Origin of the sequence: Agromyces larvae (genome assembly GCF_022811705.1) — a bacterium.
Lineage (GTDB): Bacteria > Actinomycetota > Actinomycetes > Actinomycetales > Microbacteriaceae > Agromyces > Agromyces larvae.
In genome coordinates this window covers 3,900,892-3,919,067 of sequence record NZ_CP094528.1, presented here as the reverse complement: position 1 = coordinate 3,919,067, position 18,176 = coordinate 3,900,892, and the positions used below count along the sequence as shown (strand labels likewise).

The following is an 18,176-nucleotide window of genomic DNA, read 5'->3' as shown; positions in this document are numbered from 1 at the left end:
TATGCAGGGCGCGGAGCGCCCGGCAGAGCCGGATGTCACCGATCGAGCAGTACGGATGTCCCGATCGGATGCCCCCTGTCGGATGCCCCTGCCAGACTGGCCCGATGGAGAACGCCCCCGTCGACCGGGCCGCCGCCGACGAGCTGTGGCAGGTGTATCGCGCCGCGCACCCCGACCGCGCGGTCGACACCGAGCCGCCCTCGGTCGAACGCTTCGGCGACCACCCCGCCCTCACCGATGAACTGCTCGGGCTCGTACTCGACGGCCGCAAGACCGCAACGGCGACGCTCGTCGCCGAGTTCGCCGCCGAGGGCCAGCCGCTGCCCCGCATCGGCAGCCACTGGATCGCGTGCGACTCGACCGGCCGGCCGCGGGTGATCCTGCGCAGCATCGAGTTCCGCATCGCCACGTTCGACGAGGTCGACGCCGTCTTCGCCCGCGAGGAGGGCGAGGGCGATCTGAGCCTCGCGTACTGGCGCGACGGGCACCGCGGCTACTGGATTCGGGTCTGCGCCGGCCTCGGATTCGACTGGACCCCTGAGCACGAGATCGTGCTCGAACGATTCGAGGTCGCCTGGACGGCCGGGGCCTGAACGCACAGACCGAGCATCCATGCAGCGCCGCACCCTCGCCGTCGTCGCCTCCATCGGCGGTCTCGCCGGCGTCGCCGTCTGGTGGCGGTGGCTCGCACGCCGCCAACGGCGCTGGACGACCGCGCTCGCCGAGACCATCCCGGTGAACTCCGCGTATTGGCGCGAGCAGCGCGCCGAAACCGACGCAACACCGGGCGCCCTGCTGTACGTCGCGATCGGCGACTCGGCCGCGCAGGGCATCGGCGCGAGCCGCCCGGGTCACAGCTACGTCGGCTTCATCGCGCGCGGGATCGCCGAGGCATCCGGCCGCCCCGTCCGCGCCGTCAACCTCGGCATCTCGGGTGCGACCGTGCGGATGGCGATCGAGAAGGAACTGCCCCTCCTCGACCCGCTCGAGCCCGACGTGCTCACCGTCTCGATCGGGGCGAACGACATCGCGGAGTTCGATCCGCAGCGATTCGACCGCGACATCCGAGAGCTCATCAGCCGCCTACCCGCCCATGCGATCGTGGCCGATCTGCCGAGCTTCTACTTCCTCGCCGCTCAGCGGAAGGTGCGCCTGGCGAACCGGATGCTCCGTGCCGCCGCGGCCGAGCGCGGCCTCGAGGTCGTGCCGTTGCACGCGCGAACCGACCGGCAGGGCCTCTGGGGCGTGACCACGCAGTTCGCCGGCGACCTGTTCCATCCGAACGATCGCGGCTACCGGGTGTGGGCGGCGGCCTTCCTGCCCGCGGTCGAGCGGCGGCTGGGCGTGGTGGCGGAACAGGTCGGGTGAGGGCACTTCCACTATCGCGGCGCGTACCGCGCCTGGATGATGCCCGTTTCGCTCGGCGTCGCGTCGAGCAGCCGCAGCCCGACCGGATGCGGCGAACGCAACCGGATCTCGGCGTCGCCGACGATGAACGGGTGGATGCCGACGTGCACCTCGTCGACGAGCCCGGCATCCATGAGAGTGGCGGCCAACTCGCCGTAGCCGTGCGAGATGAGCGCGCCGTACCGGTCGCGCAGATCGCGCACCGCGTCAGCGACATCACCCTCGATGAGGGTCGCGTTCCAGTCGAGCGGCCCGGTGAGGGTGCGGGATGCCACGTACTTCGGCAGCGCGTTGTAGTGCGCCGCGAAGCCGCGATCATCGCTCTGCTTCGGCCAGTACTCACGGAAGAACTCGTAGCTCTCACGGCCGAGCAGCACCGCGTCGGCCCCGAACACGAGCGCGTCGGAGGAGCGCTCGAGCGCCGGGTCGTGCTCGTCGAACCACACGTCCATCTGGTCGAACACGCCGTCGAGGGTCATCTCGAAGGAGATCGTCACGGTTCCCATGCGTTCCAGCGTGCGCTGTTCGGCGCCGGATGTCACGGGGTCGCCGGTGGCATCAGTCCACCCCGTCGCCGTCGAGCTCCTGGAAGAGCGTGACCTGCAACCCGGCGGGCGCGGATAGCCGCGAGTTCACCGACCGCCACGGCGTCTCGCGCGGCTCGGCGATGAGTTCAGCGCCGCCGGCGACCGCGTCCGAGGTGGCAGCGGACGAGTCATCCACCTCGAGCGCCAACCGCAGCGTCGCGCTCGGCCGACCCTCCGCCTCGACGCGATCGATGAAGCGCACCTGCGCCGCGTTCGAGAGCTCGAGCGTCGCACGCCCGGCATCGAGGATGACCACGCGCGCACCCTCGTCACCGTCGTACGCCTCCTGCTGCGGCATCCCGAGCACGTCGCGATAGAAGGCGAGCGCGGCCTCGTAGTCCTCGCCCTCGGGCACGGAGACGACGAGTCGGAGCTGGCGGATACGGCGGGCGGATGCTTCGGTCATGCGCCCATTCTGGCCCGGCCACCGCGGCTCACCGCGAGAGCACCGCCTCCTCGTCGAGCCGGCCGAGCTTGTCGGGGTTCGCGATCGAGTAGATCCGGGTGATCTTCCCGCCCTCGACGTCGACGCTGACCACGCCCACCAGCTCGCCCTCGACCTCCATCCGTAGGCCCGGCGCGCCGTTGACCCATTCGACCGAGGCCAGGTACGGCCGGCCGAGCTTCGCGAGCCCGCCCACGAGGTACCGCGCGATGCGGTCGGCGCCCACGATCGGGTGGCGGGCAGCGCCCCGCACCTTGCCGCCGCCGTCGGCGACCGAGACGACATCGGGCGCGAGCACGTCCATCAGCCCCTGCAGGTCGCCGGTGTTGACGGCACGCACCAGCCGGTCGACGGCCTGCGCGTGCTCGGACCGTGAGACCGAAACGCCCGGTCGCGGGCGCCGGGCCGCGACATGCGACTTCGCGCGGTGTGCGATCTGCCGAACGGCCGCGGGCGACTTGCCGACCGCCTCGGCGATCTCGTCGTACGGCACGTCGAACACCTCGCGCAGCACGAAGACCGCGCGTTCGGCCGGCCCGAGCGTCTCGAGCACGGTGAGCATCGCGATCGACAGACTGTCGGCGAGCTCGACGTCGTCGGCCACATCGGGGCTCGTGAGCACCGGCTCGGGCAGCCACTCGCCCACGTAGTCCTCGCGACGGCGGGAAACGGTGCGCAGATAGTTGAGCGCCTGCCGGGTGACGACTCGAACCAGGTAAGCCCGTGGTTCGCGCACCTCCGACTGATCGACCGCCGCCCACCGCAGCCAGGACTCCTGCAGCACGTCCTCGGCGTCGGCCGCCGAGCCGAGCAGCTCGTACGCGACGGTGAAGAGCAGGCCGCGGTGGGTGACGAACGGGTCCGGCGTCATGCGCGTGAGCCTACGGCCAGCGGCGCGAGCCCGCAGGCATCCGCGAACTCCTCCGAGCGGATGCCGAGCGCCACGTTCATGCGGGCGCTCATGTTCATGAACGCGACGCGGGCGGCGAGCTCGACGAGCGCGGCCGGGCCGAGCGCGTCGAGCAGTTCGGCCGACAGTTCGTCGGTGACGGCGGGCGGGGTCTGGCTCGCGGCCTCGGCATACGCCATCACGCGGCGCTCCAGCGGGGAGAAGACGGATGCCTCGCGCCACCGCGGCACCTCGCGCACCTTCGCCTCGTCGAGCCCGTGGTTGTGCGCCATGAAGTGGTTGAAGTCGAGGCAGAAACTGCACCCGATCGTCGCCGCCGACGCCATGGCCGCGTACGACGCGAGCGTGGGGTCGAGCTCGCCCCAGGCCTCGACCTTGCGACCGATGCCCATCGAGTCCTTCATCACGGCCGGATGGTTCCACAGCACCCCGACCGAGTCGGGCACCTTGCCCATCATCCTGCGGGCGAACGTCTTCACCATCGCCCCGTACAGGCCGGTGACCTCGGCGGGCGGGATGCGGGTGTCGGTGGTCATGTCTCCTCCTCGTTCGGTCAATGTGCTCGGTCGACGGATGCTCCGTCGGCATGGAGACACCGGCCGGCGCGAGGCTGTGACATCCACACCCCTTACCGCGGTGGGTCGGCCAGCTCCACCTGCGCCTCCAGCCCGAGGAACGCCCCGTAGCGCGCGGCCGCCCGCTCGATCGCGCGCCGCTCGGCCGCGCGGAGCGCACGGTGGGGCAGGATCTGGAAGACCACCGCCTTCGACTTCAGCGTGCGCTTCATGCCGGCGACGAGCTGCGCGTCGACGATCGCCATACCGACGGATGCCTCGCGGCCGCGCGGTACGACGCCGTCGGCGTCGAGCACCCAGCGCGAGTCCTGGTAGCCGCGGTACATCTCGTCGAGCATCTGGAGCAGATGGCCGGCCGGCTCGGCCGCGGGCGGCGGGTCGCCCGGCACGTGCCAGAAGGTGCGCCCGTCGTGCTCGAACGAGGCGAGCCGCCCGGCGACGGCCGCGAGCCCGCGGCGGACGTCGGTCAGGGTGAGGGTCGCCCAGTACGCGAGGTCGCGCTCGGTCGCCGGCCCGTGCGAGGTGAAGTAGCGCAGGGCCAGTTGCGCGAGCGCCTCGTCGCGATCGAACGGATGCCCCGCCGGCACACGCTCGTCCATGAGGGCGTAGGTGTGCTCGCCATCGCGCGGCGGCCCGCTGCACACGAGCCGGGTGAGTTCGAGCCGGGCGAGCAGGGTCATCAGGTCGTGCCCGGTGAGCTCGAAGCCCCGCGCTGCGAGCGCATCCGCGAGTTCGGCGCGGGTGAGGTGCGCGGGGCCGGATGCTCCGCCGAGGAGCCGCTCGACCGCATCGGTCAGCCGGGTCAGGTCGTCGGCGTGGTGGGTGAGCTGCTGATCGGCGACGGGAAGCACGCGCGGCGCGGTGAGCTCGAGCAGCCACCGGGCGTCGTCGGCGTGCACGTAGTGCCAGGTCGGGCGCAGCACGTGGGTACGTAGCACCCGGCCGCTCGCGAGCGCCGTCTCGAGGTCGGCCCGGTCGGGCGAGACCGTGCGCGTCGCGACCGCCCACGCCGATTGCGACGCGTTCTCGGCCTGCACGGCGCCGAGCGTGCGCACCACCTGCTCGGCCTCGTCGGCGGGGGCGGCGAGCAGTTGCGAGTGCAGGCGCCAGCGGGCGAGATCGCGATCGGTCGTCACCTCTGCAGGCTAGGAGACACCGGCGACATCACGGGAAGACCCGCGCCCGGACGGGCGTTGGCCCCGGCATGAGAGCGATCGCATACACGCAGACCGGTCCGTCGTCGGTGCTCGGACTCGAAGAGCGCGACCTGCCCGAGCCGGGCCCCGGCGAGGTGCGGGTGCGCGTCGTCGTGTCGGGCGTGAACCCGACCGACTGGAAGGCGCGCGCGGGCGGGCCCCCCGGCGCGCCGACGCCGTTCCCCGAAGTGGTGCCGAACCAGGACGGCGCCGGGGTGGTCGACGCGGTTGGCGACGGGGTGACGACGGCGTCGGCCGGCGACCGGGTGTGGGTGTTCCTCGCCGTGCACGAGCGGCCGACCGGCACGGCGCAGGAGTACACGGTGCTGCCGGCCGAGCGGGTCGTGCGGCTTCCCGATGCTGCGAGCTTCGAGGTCGGGGCATCCCTCGGGGTTCCGGCAATGACCGCGCACCGCGCGCTGACCGTGCACGAGGGCGGGCCGTCGCGACTGGCGCCCGGCGCGCTCGACGGTCGCACCGTGCTCGTCGCCGGCGGCGCGGGTGCGGTCGGACACGCCGCGATCCAGCTCGCCCGCTGGGCCGGCGCCACCGTTGTCACGACGGTGAGCTCACCCGAGAAGGCGGCACTCGCGACCGCCGCGGGGGCGCACCATGTCGTGGACTACCGGCAGGATGACGCGGCTCGCGCGATCCGCGCCGTCGCGCCCGACGGGGTCGACCTCGTGGTCGAGGTCTCCCCCGCCCGCAACGCCGAACTGAACTCCCGGGTCGTCGCCAACCACGCCTCGATCGCGGTGTACGCCACCGACGGGGGCGGCGAGATGACGCTCGACGTGCGCCACCACTTCAGCCTCAACGTGCGGTACCAGTTCCTGCTGCTCTACACGGTCGGCGCCGAGGCGCTCGCGGCCGCCGCCGAGGACGTCTCGCGCGCGGTCGCCGACGGTGCGCTCGAGGTGGGTGAGGCGGCGGGCCTGCCGCTGACCCGGTTCCCGCTCGATCGCACCGCCGACGCGCACGACGCGGTCGAGGCGGGCACGGTCGGCAAGGTGCTGATCGACGTCGCGCCGGCTTGAGCCGGGCGGCGCAGAGCGCGGATCACTCCGCGAGCAGGTCGGTGTACTGCAGGTTCGAGCGCATGAACGCAGCCACCACCGGGCACCGCACGATGATGCGCTGGCCGCGTTCGCGCAGGTCGTCGAGGGCGGTCGCGATCATGGCGATCGCAATGCCGCGGCCGCGGAACTCGGGCTCGACGACCGTCGTGACCACCACCAGCCGGTCGCCCTCGTCGAGGTACTCGAGGTGCGCGAGCTCACGCCCCTCGAGCGTGGCGACGTACGCCGATCGATCGACATCTCGTCGCACCGCGATCTCGCCGTCGGACTCCGCCGAGGGGGTGTCGACCTCGCGCACCCCGTCGACCGCGACCTCGGCGACGAGCGCCGCCGTGCCCTCGTCGAGCAGTCCGGTGCCGTCGGGATACCCTGAGGCATCCGGGTACTCCATCGTGAATCCGTCCGCAGCGCCCATCGTGTCCTCCCTCGTTCGTCGGCGGCTGAGGCCGCCGACTCCGTCGTCAGCTTCGACCGGGCAGGGGCCGGCGGTGTGACGTCACACGACCGGTCGCGACCCGGTCGGAGCTGCCGAGGACACCGCTGAGGAGGGCCGCCATGCGCATCGTCGTCGTCGGAGCCACGGGCACCATCGGGCGGGGTATCGTGCCGGCACTCGTCGATGCCGGGCACGAGGTCGTCGCAGCGTCCCGCGCGACGGGGGTCGACGCGTTCACCGGCGCCGGGCTGGCCGAGGCGGTCGCCGGTGCGGACGCGGTCGTCGACGTGCTGCGACCGGCGTCCGATCAGGCATCGGGCGATGAGGTGCGCGCGTTCTTCGAGACCACGACCGCGAACCTCCTGGCCGCCGAGCGAGCGGCCGGGGTCGCGCACCACGTCGCCCTCTCGGTCGTCGGCTGCGACCGGGTGCCCGAGAGCGGGTTCCTGCACGCGAAGGCCGTGCAGGAGCAGGTGATCCGCACGGCGGGCAGTCCGTTCACGATCGTGCGTGCGACGCAGTTCTTCGAGTTCGTGGCGCACATCGCCGACACGCTCGCGGTCGACGGCGTGGTGCGGGTGCCGCCCGGCAGGCAGCAGCCGATGGCCGCGTCGGATGTCTCGACCGCCCTCGCCCGCATCGCCGTCGCCGATCCACAGAACGGCATCCTCGAGATCGCGGGCCCCGAACCGTTCGCGATGGTCGACCTGGTGCGCCGTGTGCAGGCGTGGCGGGGAGACATCCGACCCGTCGTCGTCGACCCCGACGCGCGCTACTTCGGCACCCGACTCACCGGAGACGAACTGCTTCCCGGACCCGACGCGGAGCTCGCGACCACGACCTTCGAGGAGTGGCTCAGCGGTCGGCGTCGGTGAGGTGGCGAGCGCCGTGGCTCAGCACCTTCACCACGATGCCGCGCGCGCGGAGCGCGGTGAGGGTGCGGGTCTCCTCCTCGGTGGTGCGGCCGAGCGCGTGCCGGTTCGCGACGACGAGCACGTCGCCCGACTTCAGCGTGGCCACGAGTCGCTCCAGCCGCTGCCCCCACGTCTCGAGGGCCTCGGGCGCCGGGTGCCGGAAGTCGAGGATCGCCACGCCGAACCGTGCCAGATCGTCGCGCTGCTCGACCACCGACGGCATGTCGTCGCGGGCGACCACGAGCCCCACGAACCGCGAACCCACCGGGCGTGCCTTCCACCACTCGCCGTCGCGCTGCAGTTCGACGAAGCACTCGGGGCAGTCGCCTGCCGCGTGCGGCGCGTGCTGCGAGGCATCCATCGTCTCTGTCACATCGCTATTCTCGCCGATTCCGCCGCATCCGTCACACCTCGCACTCACGCAGAGCAACTAGGGTCGGATGCACCGCCACCGTCGCCTCTCGAGAGGAGTCCGTCTGCCATGAGCAGCGAAACCGCCGCCGCCACCGCGAGCGCCACCAGCCTCGACGTCTTCAACCGTCGCGAGTCCGAGGTGCGCGGGTACGTCCGCGCCTTCCCGACCGTGTTCGACCGCGCCACCGGGTCGACCCTCGTCGACGCCGACGGGCGCGAGTACCTCGACTTCTTCGCCGGGGCGGGCGTGCTCAACTACGGACACAACAACCCGGCGTTCACGGCCGCGCTCGTCGAGTACCTCGAGCGGGGCGGCATCATCCACGGGCTCGACATGGCCACCTCGGCCAAGAAGGCGTTCATCGAGGCCTTCGAGCGGTTCATCCTCGAACCCCGCGGCCTCGATCACAAGCTGCAGTTCACCGGCCCGACCGGCGCGAACGCGGTCGAGGCGGCGCTGAAGATCGCGCGCACCGCGACCGGCCGTGCGACCGTCGTCGCGTTCACCAACGCGTTCCACGGCCTCAGCCTCGGCTCGCTCGCCGCGACCGGCAACAGCCACTACCGGGGCGCGGCCGGCGTCGGCCTCGACGACGTCGCCCGGCTGCCGTACGACGGCTACCTCGGCCCCGACGTCGACACCCTCGACCTGTTCGAGAAGATGCTCGACGACGCCGGCTCGGGCCTCGACCTGCCCGCGGCCGTCATCGTCGAGGCGGTGCAGGGCGAGGGCGGCATCAACGTCGCGAGCGCGTCGTGGCTGCAGCGCCTGCGTCGCATCACCGAGGAGCGGGGCATCCTGCTCATCCTCGACGAGATCCAGGCCGGCGTCGGCCGCACGGGCGCGTTCTTCGCGTTCGAGGAGTCGGGCATCGTGCCCGACCTCGTCACCGTCTCGAAGTCGATCTCGGGTTCGGGCCTGCCGATGTCGCTGCTGCTGCTGCGCCCCGAGGTCGACGTGTGGAAGCCGGGCCAGCACACCGGCACCTTCCGCGGCAACAACCTCGCGTTCGTGTCGGCGCGCGTCGCACTCGAGACCTACTGGGCCGACGACGCGTTCATGCGGCAGGTGGCCGCGAAGTCGGCGCTGCTGCGCGGCGAGCTCGAGCAGATCGCCGCCGAGCACCCCGAGCAGGGCTTCACGGTGCGCGGCCGCGGGCTGTTCCAGGGGCTCGTCTGCGACGGCGACCGCACGCTCGCGGGCCGCGTCTCGAAGGAGGCGTTCACGCGCGGGCTCGTCATCGAGACCTCGGGCGCGTTCGACGAGGTGCTGAAGTTCCTGCCGGCCCTCACCATCACCGACGACGAGCTGCGCCGGGGCCTCGCGATCGTGCGCGAGAGCCTCGCGGCGGTGCTCGCCGGGTAGAACGGTCGAGCGGATGCCCCGTGCCGACGTGTTCGACGCCGACGTCGCCGTGATCGGGCTCGGCGCGGTCGGGTCGAGCGCCGCGTGGCGGCTCGCCGCGCGCGGGCTCGACGTGATCGGGTTCGAGCAGTTCGAGCCGGGGCACCCGTGGGGCGGGTCGACCGGGCAGACCCGGTTGTTCCGCGTCGCGTGCCTCGAGCACCCGGGCCTCACCCCGATCGCGCGGCGGGCGCGCGACCTGTGGCGCGAGCTCGAGGCATCCGCTCGGGTTCCGCTGTTCCTCGAGACCGGCGGCATCATGATCGGCCCGCCCGACTCGCACCTGATCACCGGCACCCTCGCCGCCGCCGCGGCGCACGACCTGCCCGTCGAGCGGCTCGACGCCGAGGGCATCGCGCGCCGGTCGCCCGCGAACGCGCGGATCGACGACGGCGACGTCGGCGTGTGGGATCCCGAGGCCGGCATCCTGCGCCCCGAGGCGGCGATCGTCGCCGCCGTCGATGCCGCCCGCGCGGCGGGCGCGCGCATCCGCACGGGCACGCGGGTGGTCGCGATCGAGCCCGACGACGAGGGCGTGACGGTCACGGTCGACGATCCGGATGCCGCGCCCGTGCGCGTGCGGCAGGTCGCCGTCACGGCGGGGCCGTGGATCGGCCGGTTCGTGCCCGACGTGCCGCTGACGCCGCACCGGGTCGTCATGACGTGGTTCCGCGCTCGAGAAGGGCACCGCGCGGATCTCGGAGTGCTGCCGGTGTTCATCCGCAGCGTGCCCGGGCGCGACACGTGGATCTGGGGGCACGGGGCATCCGACGCATCCGGCTCGTCGGAGTTCGCGAGCTTCGACGCGAAAGCAGGCCCCGAGTTCGACGGGCCGTTCCCGAGCGACGACCCCGACGCGATCGACCGGGTCGTGCACCCGGGCGAGACCGATGAGATCGCTGCGCTCGTCGCCGCGACCTTCCCCGACCTCCAGCCCGAGCCGTCGGGCGTGACGACCTGCATCATGACGCACACGCCCGACGGGCAGTTCGTCGTCGGGCCGACCGCGCATCCGCGCGTGTTCGTCGGCGGAGGGTGCTCGGGGCACTCGTTCAAGCACGCGTCGGCGCTCGGCGAGCTCGTGGCGCAAGCGGTGGCCGGCGAGGAGCCGTTCACCGAGGCGGGGTTCCTCGACCCGCGGCGCTTCGCGGGCTGAACCGCGCTTCGCGGGCTGAACCGCGCTTCGCGGCCTACTCGACCAGTGGGGCGGGCTGCACCCGCAGCGCGCGCAGTGCGAACTGCCGCACCCGCACGAGCCGGGTCGCGGCGCACGTCGACAGCAGCGGGGGCGACGGCTCGTCGACGAGGTCGACCACGACGGCACCCCCGTTGCCGAGCCCGAGCCGCACCCGCCAGCCGTCGTCGGTGACCGCCTCGTCGAGCGGCGGGTACGCCGCGATGCGGTCGTCGCCGAACTCCCGGCGTGCGTAGTGCTGCGCGGCCTGCACGGCATGGGTCAGCGAGCTGCGTCCGCGCAGGTGCTCGGGCACGACCCGACCTTCCTCGAACGCGTCGGCGATGCGCAGCGGCGTCGGCTCGCCGTCGTCGGGCGAGTCGTCGGCGTACCCGTAGTACAGCCCGTGCGGGAACACGACCATGGTGCCGGCGAACCGATCGCCGCCGAGGTGCGAGCACTCCCAGGTCTGCTCGGGTCGGGCGGCGGCGAGTGCGGTCGCGACCCTGCGGCCCCGCACCGCGCAGCAGCGGTCGTGCCGGCCGTGCGCGCAGACCGCGTAGATCGGCTCATCAGAGGGTGTGCCCGTCGACCCGTCGAGCGGCACGTCGAGCAGCCCCGAGGCATCCGCCGTCTCGCCCCAGACGATCGACTCGAGTCCGGGGCGGGAGTCGACGATCGCCCATCGCTGCACGGGCGGCGGCGCGCGCCGCCCGGTGCGGCGGATCGCGAGGATCCGCATCCCGGCCGCCTCGACGCGGCGCACCAGGGCGCGCCCGATCGCACGGTCGAACGGCGCGTCGAGCAGCGCGTTCGGGCCCCAGCTCGTCGCTACCTCGAGCAGGAACCACCGGATGCCCCGCGGCGCGGTGCCCGCGAGCGGGTCGCCGCGCTCACGGGCCCGGTCGCTGCAGGGCGCCCAGTGCTCGGCGTCGAGGGTCACGGCCTACTCGGACGTCTCGATCACCGCGATGCGCTCGCGCACGAGACGACGGGCCACGACCACCGCGCTCTCGGCGTCGAGGCCGGGCAGCTCGCCGACCCGCACCGGCTCGCCCGCGACGATGCGACGCACCGCAGGCTCGGCCTCGATGGGCAGCGAGAGCGTCGTCCCGCGCGTGACCACTCGCACGCGATCGTCGTCGAGATCGACCCGCACGCGCAGGGCCTCGCGGCGCCGCACCACGCTCGATCCGTCGATCGCCGCGAGCGCGGCGAGCGTCGCGAGCGGGGCGACGGGCTCGGGGCGGATGTCGCGGTCGAACCGCTGCGCGAGTGCCGACGCCGTGGCCGAGGCATCCGGTCGCTGCACGAGTTCGACGAGCGCGTCGACGGTGTCGCGCACGATGCCGGCCATCTGCTCGGCGTCGTCGAAGTCGACGCCGAGCGGCAGCGACGCGCGCAACCGCTCGCTGTCGCCGACCCGCGCCACGAGCGCCTGCACCACGTCGGCGTGCGTGTACGCCGACACCCCGATCGTGAGGTGCACGCTCGTCTCGTCGCCGCCGGCGACCGCCGAGTGGATCCAGCCGCGCGGCAGGTACAGCGCGTCGCCCGGCCGGAACACGGCGTCGATCGCCGGCTCCTCGAGCGCCGCACGGGCGACCGCCTCGCGATGCCCGCTCCACGGCTGCGAGGCGAGCGGGTCGACGTGCACCGGCCGGTGGATCCGCCAGTGCTTCTCGCCCGCGATCTGCAGCACGAACACGTCATGGGTGTCGTAGTGCGGGTCGAACCCCTGCGAACCCGGCGGCGTGACGTACGCGTTCACCTGCACCGGATGCCCCAGATCGTCGACGAGCTGCCGGGTGAACTCGATGAGCGGAGGCCAGAGCCGGTGCAGGCCCTGCAGCACGATCGTCGCACCATCCGCGAACCGCGCGAACACCCGGTCGCTCGCGACCTGGTCGCCCACCTCGGCCCCGAACCCGCCCGACGCCGTGTACGCCGAGGCCGGCAGCACCTCGCCGTCCTTCGCCATGCGCATGAACGGGGTGCGCACCCCGCGGCGGGAGACGAGTTCGTCGACCGCGTCGGCCGAGAACAGGTCGGCGAATCCGTCGGGCCCGGCGAGTTCGTCGGCCCGTGAGTGCAGCGCGTCGCGCGACCAGAACTCGGTCGCGAACCGGTCGGATGCCACGCTGATGCAGCGCGAGAGCGCGGGCCGGTCGCCCGACCCGCGCAGCTCATCCGCCATCAGGCCGAGCCGTCGGCGCCGCCGTCGTGACCGCCGGGGTTCGCTCCCCCGTCGGCGGTTCCCTCACCGGCTCCTGCGGAGCCGTCGGCGCCGCCGTCGTGACCACCCGGGTTCGCACCGCCGTCGGCCGTGCCCTCACCCGCTGCCGCCGAGCCGTCGGCACCGCCGTCGTGGCCCTGCGGGTTCGCCCCGCCGTCGGCCACGCCCTCGCCGCCGTCGCCCGGCTCGTTCGTGATGTCGTCATCGCTGATCGACATGGCACCCCCTCCATCCCGGCCGCGACCCCCGCGGCACGTCGTCGTTGTCAGCGTAACGACGGCGCACCGCGTGCGGAACGGGTTGACAGGGTTCGGCCGCGCGGCGCCGCTCAGCTTCCGAGCTGCGTCGCGAGCCAGCGCTGCGCGCCCGCCACATAGCTGCGGGCGACCGCGGTGTCGCCGGCCATCGACTCGAACCCGTGCGGGGCGCCCGGCACGACCGCCCACTCGACCTCGACCCCGGCCGCCGCGAGCCGCTCCGCGTAGTCGCGATCCTCGGCGAAGAACAGCTCGATGTCGCCCGCGCCGATCCACGCCGGGGGCAGGCCGGTCAGGTCGATGCGCCGCGCCGGTGCGGCCTCGGCGGGGACGTCCGCCCCGCCCATCGCGGAGCCGAGGTACGCGCCCCAGCCGGCCCGGTTCGACCGGTTGTTCCAGATGACGTGCCCGACCGCATCGAGCGAGCGGTCGGCGGCGGTGCGGTCGTCGAGCATCGGGCAGAACAGCCACTGCGCCACGGGCTGCACGCCGCCGCGGTCGTGGATGCGCTGCACGAGTGCGGCCGCGAGCCCGCCGCCTGCGCTCTGCCCGCCGATCGCGACGCGCGCCGGGTCGATGCGCCGCGCTGCGGCGACCGACTGCAGCCACGCCCACGCCGCATCGCAGTCGTCGAGCGGAGCCGGGTAGGGATGCTCGGGTGCGAGCCGGTACTCCACCGACACCACGACGATGCCGAGTTCGGCGGCGACGTCGAGGCAGCGCGCGTCGTCCTGCGCCATCGAGCCGATCACGAGCCCGCCGCCGTGGATCCAGAGCAGCGCCGGCCCCGGAGCATCCGCACCGAAGCCCGACGGGGTGAAGACATTGGCGACCTGCCCGCCGGGGACCGACACCCGCTCGACCGTCACGCCGCGCGCGGGTTTCGCGCCGGGCATCAGGCGCATGCCGCTGCGCAGCAGCGCACGCTGCCAGGCGTGCACGACGGGCGGGTTGTTCGACCGCGCGAACTTCGTGCGCAGTTCGGGATGCAGCAGCGAGCTGTCGAATCGGGCCGCCATGTCAGCCGAGCATGCCCGAGGCGCGCACGCCCGCGACGGCGCCGCCGTCGACGAGGAGGTCGGTGCCGGTGATGAAGCTCGCCTGCTGCGGGTCGAGCAGGAACGCGGCGGCCGCCGCGATGTCGTCGGGGGTGCCGAGTCGCTTCGTCGCCGACGCCTGGATCATGCCGCGCATCTGCGCGCCCGACTCGCCCGCGAGCTCCTCCTGGCCCATCGGCGTCGAGATCACGCCGGGGCTGATCGAGTTGACGCGGGCCCCCGCTGCGGCCCATGCGCCTGCGGCGGCTGCACGCACCCGCAGATGGTTGGCGCGTTTGGCGATGCTGTACGCGGCGCCGGGGTTCGGCAGCTGGGCGAGGAACGGCAGGCCGAGCAGTTCGTCGGTCGGCGTCGCGGCGAGCGCCTGCTCGGCCTCGGCCGGCAGGGTGCCGATCGCGAAGTGGCCGGCCATGCTGGCGATCACCACGCCGGCACCGCCCGGCGCGATGACCCGGGCGAACTCGTCGAGCGCGTGCGCGACCCCGAGCAGGTCGACGTGCAGGATCGCGTCGGTCGGCGCCTGCACGGGCGACAGCCCGGCCGTGTGCGCGACGTGCGTGACCCGCCCGGCGGCTGCGGCGGCGTCGGCGAGCGCGGCGACCGACGCGCGGTCGCTCACGTCGACGCGCTGGGTGAGCACGTCGTGGCCCTCGCCGCGGAGCTGGCTCGCTGCCGCCTCGAGCGTGGCCTCGTTGAAGTCGGCGAGCACCACGCGGCGCCCGCTTCCCGTGCGGCGGGCGATCGCGAGCCCATGCCGCCCACGCCGATGATGACGACCACGTCCTGTGCCATGTTCCGACCTCCAGGTCATTTGCGAGACACTCTGTATCGTAATTCATCGCGACCGCGCCTACAATCGACGCGTGGAGCAGGAGCACCCGAAACGCGGCCGGCCGCGCAGCGCCCAGGCCGACCGGGCCATCCTCGAAGCGGCCCGCGACCTGCTCATCGCCGACGGGTACGAACAGCTCACGATGCAGGCGATCGCCGAACGCGCGGGCGTCGGCCGGCAGACCGTCTACCGACGCTGGCCCTCGAAGGCGACGATCATCGCCGAGGCGGTCATGGCCGGGTTGCTCTCCCCCGTTCCGGCCGGCATGACCGGCGGGCCGGATGCCCCGGAGCCCGCCGACCTGCGCGCCTGGCTGCACGCCGCCGCGGTCGGGCTCTCGGATGCCACGAACCTCACGATCGTGCGCGCCCTCGCCGCCGCGGCCGCCGAGACCGAGGCCGGGGCGATCCGCCTCTACCGGGCGTTCACCGAGCAGGGACGCACCGACCTCATCGACCTGTTGCGACGGGCGGTCGCGCACGGCGAGGTGCGCGCCGACGCCGACCTCGAGGCCGCGGCCGACGCGATCCAGGGTGCGGTGCTCTACACCGCGCTCGCCGAGCGACCGCCCCGGGTCGAGCACCTCGACTCGCTCGCCGACCTGCTGCTGACCGGCCTCGCGCCGCGCTGAGCGCCGGCCGCGCCGCGCCGGCGAGTCGCGCTGAGCCGCCGGCCGCGCAGCGCAGCGCCGCGGGGCTACGCCTTCTCGTCGGGCTGGCCGCCCTCGGGCTCGACCGCCCACTCGGGCGGCTCGTCCCGACCGGACTCCTCGTCGTGCTCGGCCTCGTCGGCGGTCTGCTGCACCTGGCCGGCCGCGTGATGCACGGGCGCGTACACGACGTAGAGGCGCAGCGGCTCGTCGCCCGTGTTCACGACGTCGTGCCACGTGCCGGCGGGCACCTGCACGCTCCAGCCGTCCGAGACATCCTGCTGCAGCGTCAGCTCGTCCTTCGACGGACCCAGCTTCGCCCGCCCCTGCCCCTGCTCGATGCGCACGAACTGGTCGGTCTCGGGGTGGGCCTCGAGCCCGATCGACTCGCCCACCGGAATCGACATCAGCGTGACCTGCAGGTACTTGCCGCTCCACGCGACGGTGCGGTACGTGTCGTTCTGCTCGGTCGCCGTCTCGATGTCGAAGACGTTCGGCTCGGGTCCGTTGTCGGTGATCTGCATGTGCTCGCCCCTCCCGCGTCGCGCGGCCGACGGGATCCGCGCCGTTCGCGCCGTCGGTCGTCGCGGTCAGGCTAGCGCTGCGCGCCGACCCGCCGACAGGGCTTGCGCGGAGTCACCGCACGGGCTCACTCGGCCAGTCATGCCCGAGGATCCTGCCCAGCACCAGCTCGGCGACCTGGGCATCCGTCGACATCACGGCGCCCGCGCGCCCGGCCGAGCCGTCGTCCTCGAGCTCGATCACCCGCCCGTGCTCGGGGCCGTCGTCGCGCACGACGTCGAACACGCCGCGACGCACCTCGGCCGTGCCGATATCGCCCGAGGCCACCGCCGCGGCGAGCGGATCGTGCAGCGCGCAGCGACGATCGCCGTACACCTCGACGTAGAAGCCGAGGTAGGTGTCGAGCATCCCGCCGAGCAGTCGCGGCACGGTGCCGTCGTGGTGCAGCAGCGCCTGCCGCCCGGCCTCGTCCAACGTGTGCGACATCGTGACGTCCAGCGGCACGAGCGTCACCGGCCAGTCGGCGACGAGCGCCTCCGCCGCAGCAGCCGGATCGTTGCGGAAGTTCGCCTCGGCGACGAGCGACACGTTGCCCGGGGCATCCACCGCACCGCCCATCACCGTGACCGAGTGCACCCGGCCCGGCAGCCCCGCGTCCGCGCGCAGCGCGAGCACGAGGTTCGTGAGCGGGCCGACCGCGAGCACCCGCAGCTCGCCGGCGTACTCGCGGCTGAGCCGCAGCAGCAGGTCGACGGCGCCGCCCGGCTCGACCTCGCGCCGCGGCGCCGGCAGCGAATCGGCGACCCCGCCGACCCCGTCGCCGCCGTGCACGTCGGCCGCGACGCTGCCGAACGGCCGCTGCAGGAAGTCGTGCGCGCCCACCGCGACCGGCACGTCGTCGACACCCGCGGCCGCCAGCAGGCCGAGCGTGTTGCGCGCCGCCTGCTCAGCCGTCGTATTGCCCGAGACCGTGCCGATGCCCACCAGCCGCACGCCCGGGTGCGCGATCAGGTAGGCGAGCGCGACGGCATCGTCGATGCCCGTATCGCAGTCGAGGTAGACGGGGATCGGAGCGGTCGCGTGAGGCACGCACGGCAGCCTAACGGCACGATCGGATGTCACATCCCGGCCGTGCGCACGGTCGAAGCTGACGACACCGCCTCCGAGCGACCGCCCGGGGGGGAACGTCCGGGAAGGGAATCCGACATGTCGAATCAGCAACCCCACGTCGTGCTCGTGCACGGCGCGTTCGCCGAGTCCGCCAGCTGGAACGGCGTCATCGAACGCCTCTACGCCGAGGGCATCACCTCGACCGCGGCGGCGAACCCGCTGCGCACCCTCGCCGGCGACGCGCAGTACGTGCGCGACGTCATCGCCTCGGTCGAGGGGCCCGTCGTGCTCGTCGGCCACTCCTACGGCGGACTCGTGATCAGCGAGGCGTCGGCCGGCAACGAGCAGGTCGCCGCCCTCGTCTACGTCGGCGCGTTCACCCCGCAGACCGGCGACACCGCGTTCAGCCTGAGCGCGAGCGAGCCCGGCTCCACCCTCGGCGACGCGATCGAGCCGCACCCGCTCGCCGACGGCGGTGTCGAACTCACCATCGCGCGCGCGAAGTTCCACGAGCAGTTCGCCGCCGACGTCGACCCGAAGACCGCGGGCCTCATGGGCGCCACCCAGCGCCCCGTGACGCAGGCCGCCCTCACCGACCCGGTGCAGGCGACCTCGCCCGGGTGGACGACCATCCCGTCGTGGCACATCTGGGGCGGCGAGGACCGCAACATCCCGCCGGCCGCGATGCGCAAGGGCGCCGAGCGGGCGAACGCGCGCACCGCGCAGGAGGTCGAGGGCGCCTCGCACGCCGTCGGGGTGTCCCGCCCCGACCTGGTCGCGGCGGTCATCGCGGAGGCCGTGCGGGCCGTCGCGGCGGAGCGCGCGGCGGCGTAGCCCGCCCCGCACCCGCCGTCCCGCCCCGCGGTTCGCGGGACCACAGCCGGAATGCAGGACGTGAGCGCGCGCTCACGTCCTGCATCGGCGGGAATGTCCTGCAAACGAATCGCGGGGCGACGTCACATTCGGGCGG

22 protein-coding genes are annotated in these 18,176 nt (G+C 73.3%); 8 read left to right on the top strand and 14 right to left on the bottom strand.

The window, feature by feature from the left end:
- The first annotated feature begins 104 nt into the window (after nucleotides 1-104).
- Together MTO99_RS18585 and MTO99_RS18580 are read left to right on the top strand one after the other, a co-directional pair.
- Complete coding sequence (locus tag MTO99_RS18585; RefSeq protein ID WP_243555663.1) at nucleotides 105-593, top strand: ASCH domain-containing protein; 489 nt, start codon at nucleotides 105-107, stop codon at nucleotides 591-593.
- A 19-nt stretch (nucleotides 594-612) separates the two neighbouring features.
- Nucleotides 613-1,368: an SGNH/GDSL hydrolase family protein gene (locus tag MTO99_RS18580; protein ID WP_243555662.1), complete on the top strand. Its 756-nt coding sequence runs from the start codon at nucleotides 613-615 to the stop codon at nucleotides 1,366-1,368.
- 11 nt (nucleotides 1,369-1,379) lie between these two features.
- Here MTO99_RS18580 and MTO99_RS18575 read toward each other — a convergent pair whose 3' ends face one another.
- From MTO99_RS18575 to MTO99_RS18555, 5 genes are all read right to left on the bottom strand, one after another.
- Nucleotides 1,380-1,913, bottom strand: coding sequence for a dihydrofolate reductase family protein (locus MTO99_RS18575; RefSeq protein WP_243555661.1), 534 nt, complete (start codon nucleotides 1,911-1,913; stop codon nucleotides 1,380-1,382).
- 52 nt (nucleotides 1,914-1,965) lie between these two features.
- Nucleotides 1,966-2,400: a VOC family protein gene (locus MTO99_RS18570; protein ID WP_243555660.1), complete on the bottom strand. Its 435-nt coding sequence runs from the start codon at nucleotides 2,398-2,400 to the stop codon at nucleotides 1,966-1,968.
- A 28-nt stretch (nucleotides 2,401-2,428) separates the two neighbouring features.
- On the bottom strand, nucleotides 2,429-3,310 hold the full coding sequence (locus MTO99_RS18565; RefSeq protein ID WP_243555659.1) for an RNA polymerase sigma-70 factor: 882 nt from the start codon (nucleotides 3,308-3,310) through the stop codon (nucleotides 2,429-2,431).
- Complete coding sequence (locus MTO99_RS18560) at nucleotides 3,307-3,885, bottom strand: carboxymuconolactone decarboxylase family protein (RefSeq protein WP_243555658.1); 579 nt, start codon at nucleotides 3,883-3,885, stop codon at nucleotides 3,307-3,309. The genes MTO99_RS18565 and MTO99_RS18560 overlap by 4 nt, the downstream gene beginning before the upstream one ends.
- Nucleotides 3,886-3,977: 92 nt before the next feature.
- Nucleotides 3,978-5,060 (bottom strand): winged helix DNA-binding domain-containing protein, encoded by a 1,083-nt coding sequence (locus MTO99_RS18555; protein WP_243555657.1) that lies wholly within the window; start codon nucleotides 5,058-5,060, stop codon nucleotides 3,978-3,980.
- A 68-nt stretch (nucleotides 5,061-5,128) separates the two neighbouring features.
- Between MTO99_RS18555 and MTO99_RS18550 the strand changes: the two genes are divergently transcribed.
- A complete protein-coding gene (locus tag MTO99_RS18550; protein WP_243555656.1) occupies nucleotides 5,129-6,157 on the top strand; it encodes an NADPH:quinone reductase in 1,029 nt (342 codons plus the stop codon).
- A gap of 22 nt (nucleotides 6,158-6,179) precedes the next feature.
- Here MTO99_RS18550 and MTO99_RS18545 read toward each other — a convergent pair whose 3' ends face one another.
- Nucleotides 6,180-6,614: a GNAT family N-acetyltransferase gene (locus MTO99_RS18545; RefSeq protein WP_243555655.1), complete on the bottom strand. Its 435-nt coding sequence runs from the start codon at nucleotides 6,612-6,614 to the stop codon at nucleotides 6,180-6,182.
- Nucleotides 6,615-6,754: 140 nt separating this feature from the next.
- Here MTO99_RS18545 and MTO99_RS18540 point away from each other — a divergent pair, with 140 nt between their 5' ends.
- Nucleotides 6,755-7,510, top strand: a complete 756-nt coding sequence (locus tag MTO99_RS18540) for an SDR family oxidoreductase (protein ID WP_243555654.1) — start codon at nucleotides 6,755-6,757, stop codon at nucleotides 7,508-7,510.
- On the opposite strand, the gene MTO99_RS18535 is transcribed toward MTO99_RS18540, so the two are convergent.
- A complete protein-coding gene (locus tag MTO99_RS18535) occupies nucleotides 7,491-7,922 on the bottom strand; it encodes a recombinase family protein (RefSeq protein ID WP_435520775.1) in 432 nt (143 codons plus the stop codon). The two genes, MTO99_RS18540 and MTO99_RS18535, sit on opposite strands and share 20 nt — an antisense overlap.
- Before the next feature lie 108 nt (nucleotides 7,923-8,030).
- Here MTO99_RS18535 and ectB point away from each other — a divergent pair, with 108 nt between their 5' ends.
- Both ectB and solA read left to right on the top strand, forming a co-directional pair.
- Complete coding sequence (gene ectB, locus MTO99_RS18530) at nucleotides 8,031-9,329, top strand: diaminobutyrate--2-oxoglutarate transaminase (protein WP_243555653.1); 1,299 nt, start codon at nucleotides 8,031-8,033, stop codon at nucleotides 9,327-9,329.
- A 13-nt stretch (nucleotides 9,330-9,342) separates the two neighbouring features.
- Nucleotides 9,343-10,524 (top strand): N-methyl-L-tryptophan oxidase, encoded by a 1,182-nt coding sequence (solA, locus tag MTO99_RS18525; protein WP_243555652.1) that lies wholly within the window; start codon nucleotides 9,343-9,345, stop codon nucleotides 10,522-10,524.
- Between the two features lie 34 nt (nucleotides 10,525-10,558).
- Here solA and MTO99_RS18520 read toward each other — a convergent pair whose 3' ends face one another.
- The 5 genes from MTO99_RS18520 to MTO99_RS18500 all read right to left on the bottom strand — a co-directional run bounded on the left by MTO99_RS18520 (nucleotide 10,559) and on the right by MTO99_RS18500 (nucleotide 14,805).
- Complete coding sequence (locus tag MTO99_RS18520) at nucleotides 10,559-11,485, bottom strand: ferredoxin family protein (protein WP_243555651.1); 927 nt, start codon at nucleotides 11,483-11,485, stop codon at nucleotides 10,559-10,561.
- Between the two features lie 3 nt (nucleotides 11,486-11,488).
- On the bottom strand, nucleotides 11,489-12,739 hold the full coding sequence (locus MTO99_RS18515) for a cupin domain-containing protein (protein ID WP_243555650.1): 1,251 nt from the start codon (nucleotides 12,737-12,739) through the stop codon (nucleotides 11,489-11,491).
- Entirely contained in the window at nucleotides 12,739-12,996 is a 258-nt protein-coding gene (locus MTO99_RS18510; protein ID WP_149159864.1) for a BatC protein, read from the bottom strand. Before MTO99_RS18510 ends, MTO99_RS18515 begins: the two co-directional genes overlap by 1 nt.
- 110 nt (nucleotides 12,997-13,106) lie before the next feature.
- Complete coding sequence (locus MTO99_RS18505) at nucleotides 13,107-14,054, bottom strand: alpha/beta hydrolase (RefSeq protein WP_243555649.1); 948 nt, start codon at nucleotides 14,052-14,054, stop codon at nucleotides 13,107-13,109.
- 1 nt (nucleotide 14,055) lies between these two features.
- Nucleotides 14,056-14,805 carry an SDR family oxidoreductase gene (locus tag MTO99_RS18500; protein WP_243555648.1) on the bottom strand — a complete coding sequence of 250 codons (750 nt, stop codon included), beginning with the start codon at nucleotides 14,803-14,805 and terminating at the stop codon, nucleotides 14,056-14,058.
- A 151-nt stretch (nucleotides 14,806-14,956) separates the two neighbouring features.
- On the opposite strand from MTO99_RS18500, the gene MTO99_RS18495 reads away from it, so the two are divergent.
- A complete protein-coding gene (locus MTO99_RS18495) occupies nucleotides 14,957-15,556 on the top strand; it encodes a TetR/AcrR family transcriptional regulator (RefSeq protein WP_243555647.1) in 600 nt (199 codons plus the stop codon).
- A 65-nt stretch (nucleotides 15,557-15,621) separates the two neighbouring features.
- Here MTO99_RS18495 and MTO99_RS18490 read toward each other — a convergent pair whose 3' ends face one another.
- Together MTO99_RS18490 and MTO99_RS18485 are read right to left on the bottom strand one after the other, a co-directional pair.
- A complete protein-coding gene (locus tag MTO99_RS18490; RefSeq protein ID WP_243555646.1) occupies nucleotides 15,622-16,098 on the bottom strand; it encodes a cupin domain-containing protein in 477 nt (158 codons plus the stop codon).
- Nucleotides 16,099-16,210: 112 nt separating this feature from the next.
- The gene (locus MTO99_RS18485; protein WP_243555645.1) at nucleotides 16,211-17,185 is read right to left on the bottom strand and encodes a nucleoside hydrolase; all 975 of its coding nucleotides are present in this window, start codon (nucleotides 17,183-17,185) and stop codon (nucleotides 16,211-16,213) included.
- 117 nt (nucleotides 17,186-17,302) lie between these two features.
- On the opposite strand from MTO99_RS18485, the gene MTO99_RS18480 reads away from it, so the two are divergent.
- Nucleotides 17,303-18,040, top strand: a complete 738-nt coding sequence (locus MTO99_RS18480) for an alpha/beta fold hydrolase (protein ID WP_243555644.1) — start codon at nucleotides 17,303-17,305, stop codon at nucleotides 18,038-18,040.
- Nucleotides 18,041-18,176 lie beyond the last annotated feature (136 nt).

Excerpts from the sequence above, each read along its gene's own strand:
- MTO99_RS18565 (WP_243555659.1), bottom strand. The coding sequence starts at position 3,310 with ATGACGCCGGACCCGTTCGTCACCCACCGCGGCCTGCTCTTCACCGTC.
- MTO99_RS18505 (WP_243555649.1), bottom strand. The coding sequence starts at position 14,054 with ATGGCGGCCCGATTCGACAGCTCGCTGCTGCATCCCGAACTGCGCACG.
- MTO99_RS18570 (WP_243555660.1), bottom strand. The coding sequence starts at position 2,400 with ATGACCGAAGCATCCGCCCGCCGTATCCGCCAGCTCCGACTCGTCGTC.
- MTO99_RS18550 (WP_243555656.1), top strand. The coding sequence starts at position 5,129 with ATGAGAGCGATCGCATACACGCAGACCGGTCCGTCGTCGGTGCTCGGA.
- MTO99_RS18490 (WP_243555646.1), bottom strand. The coding sequence starts at position 16,098 with ATGCAGATCACCGACAACGGACCCGAGCCGAACGTCTTCGACATCGAG.
- MTO99_RS18510 (WP_149159864.1), bottom strand. The coding sequence starts at position 12,996 with ATGTCGATCAGCGATGACGACATCACGAACGAGCCGGGCGACGGCGGC.
- MTO99_RS18540 (WP_243555654.1), top strand. The coding sequence starts at position 6,755 with ATGCGCATCGTCGTCGTCGGAGCCACGGGCACCATCGGGCGGGGTATC.
- ectB (WP_243555653.1), top strand. The coding sequence starts at position 8,031 with ATGAGCAGCGAAACCGCCGCCGCCACCGCGAGCGCCACCAGCCTCGAC.
- MTO99_RS18580 (WP_243555662.1), top strand. The coding sequence starts at position 613 with ATGCAGCGCCGCACCCTCGCCGTCGTCGCCTCCATCGGCGGTCTCGCC.
- MTO99_RS18560 (WP_243555658.1), bottom strand. The coding sequence starts at position 3,885 with ATGACCACCGACACCCGCATCCCGCCCGCCGAGGTCACCGGCCTGTAC.
- MTO99_RS18515 (WP_243555650.1), bottom strand. The coding sequence starts at position 12,739 with ATGGCGGATGAGCTGCGCGGGTCGGGCGACCGGCCCGCGCTCTCGCGC.
- MTO99_RS18575 (WP_243555661.1), bottom strand. The coding sequence starts at position 1,913 with ATGGGAACCGTGACGATCTCCTTCGAGATGACCCTCGACGGCGTGTTC.
- MTO99_RS18545 (WP_243555655.1), bottom strand. The coding sequence starts at position 6,614 with ATGGGCGCTGCGGACGGATTCACGATGGAGTACCCGGATGCCTCAGGG.
- solA (WP_243555652.1), top strand. The coding sequence starts at position 9,343 with ATGCCCCGTGCCGACGTGTTCGACGCCGACGTCGCCGTGATCGGGCTC.
- MTO99_RS18585 (WP_243555663.1), top strand. The coding sequence starts at position 105 with ATGGAGAACGCCCCCGTCGACCGGGCCGCCGCCGACGAGCTGTGGCAG.
- MTO99_RS18480 (WP_243555644.1), top strand. The coding sequence starts at position 17,303 with ATGTCGAATCAGCAACCCCACGTCGTGCTCGTGCACGGCGCGTTCGCC.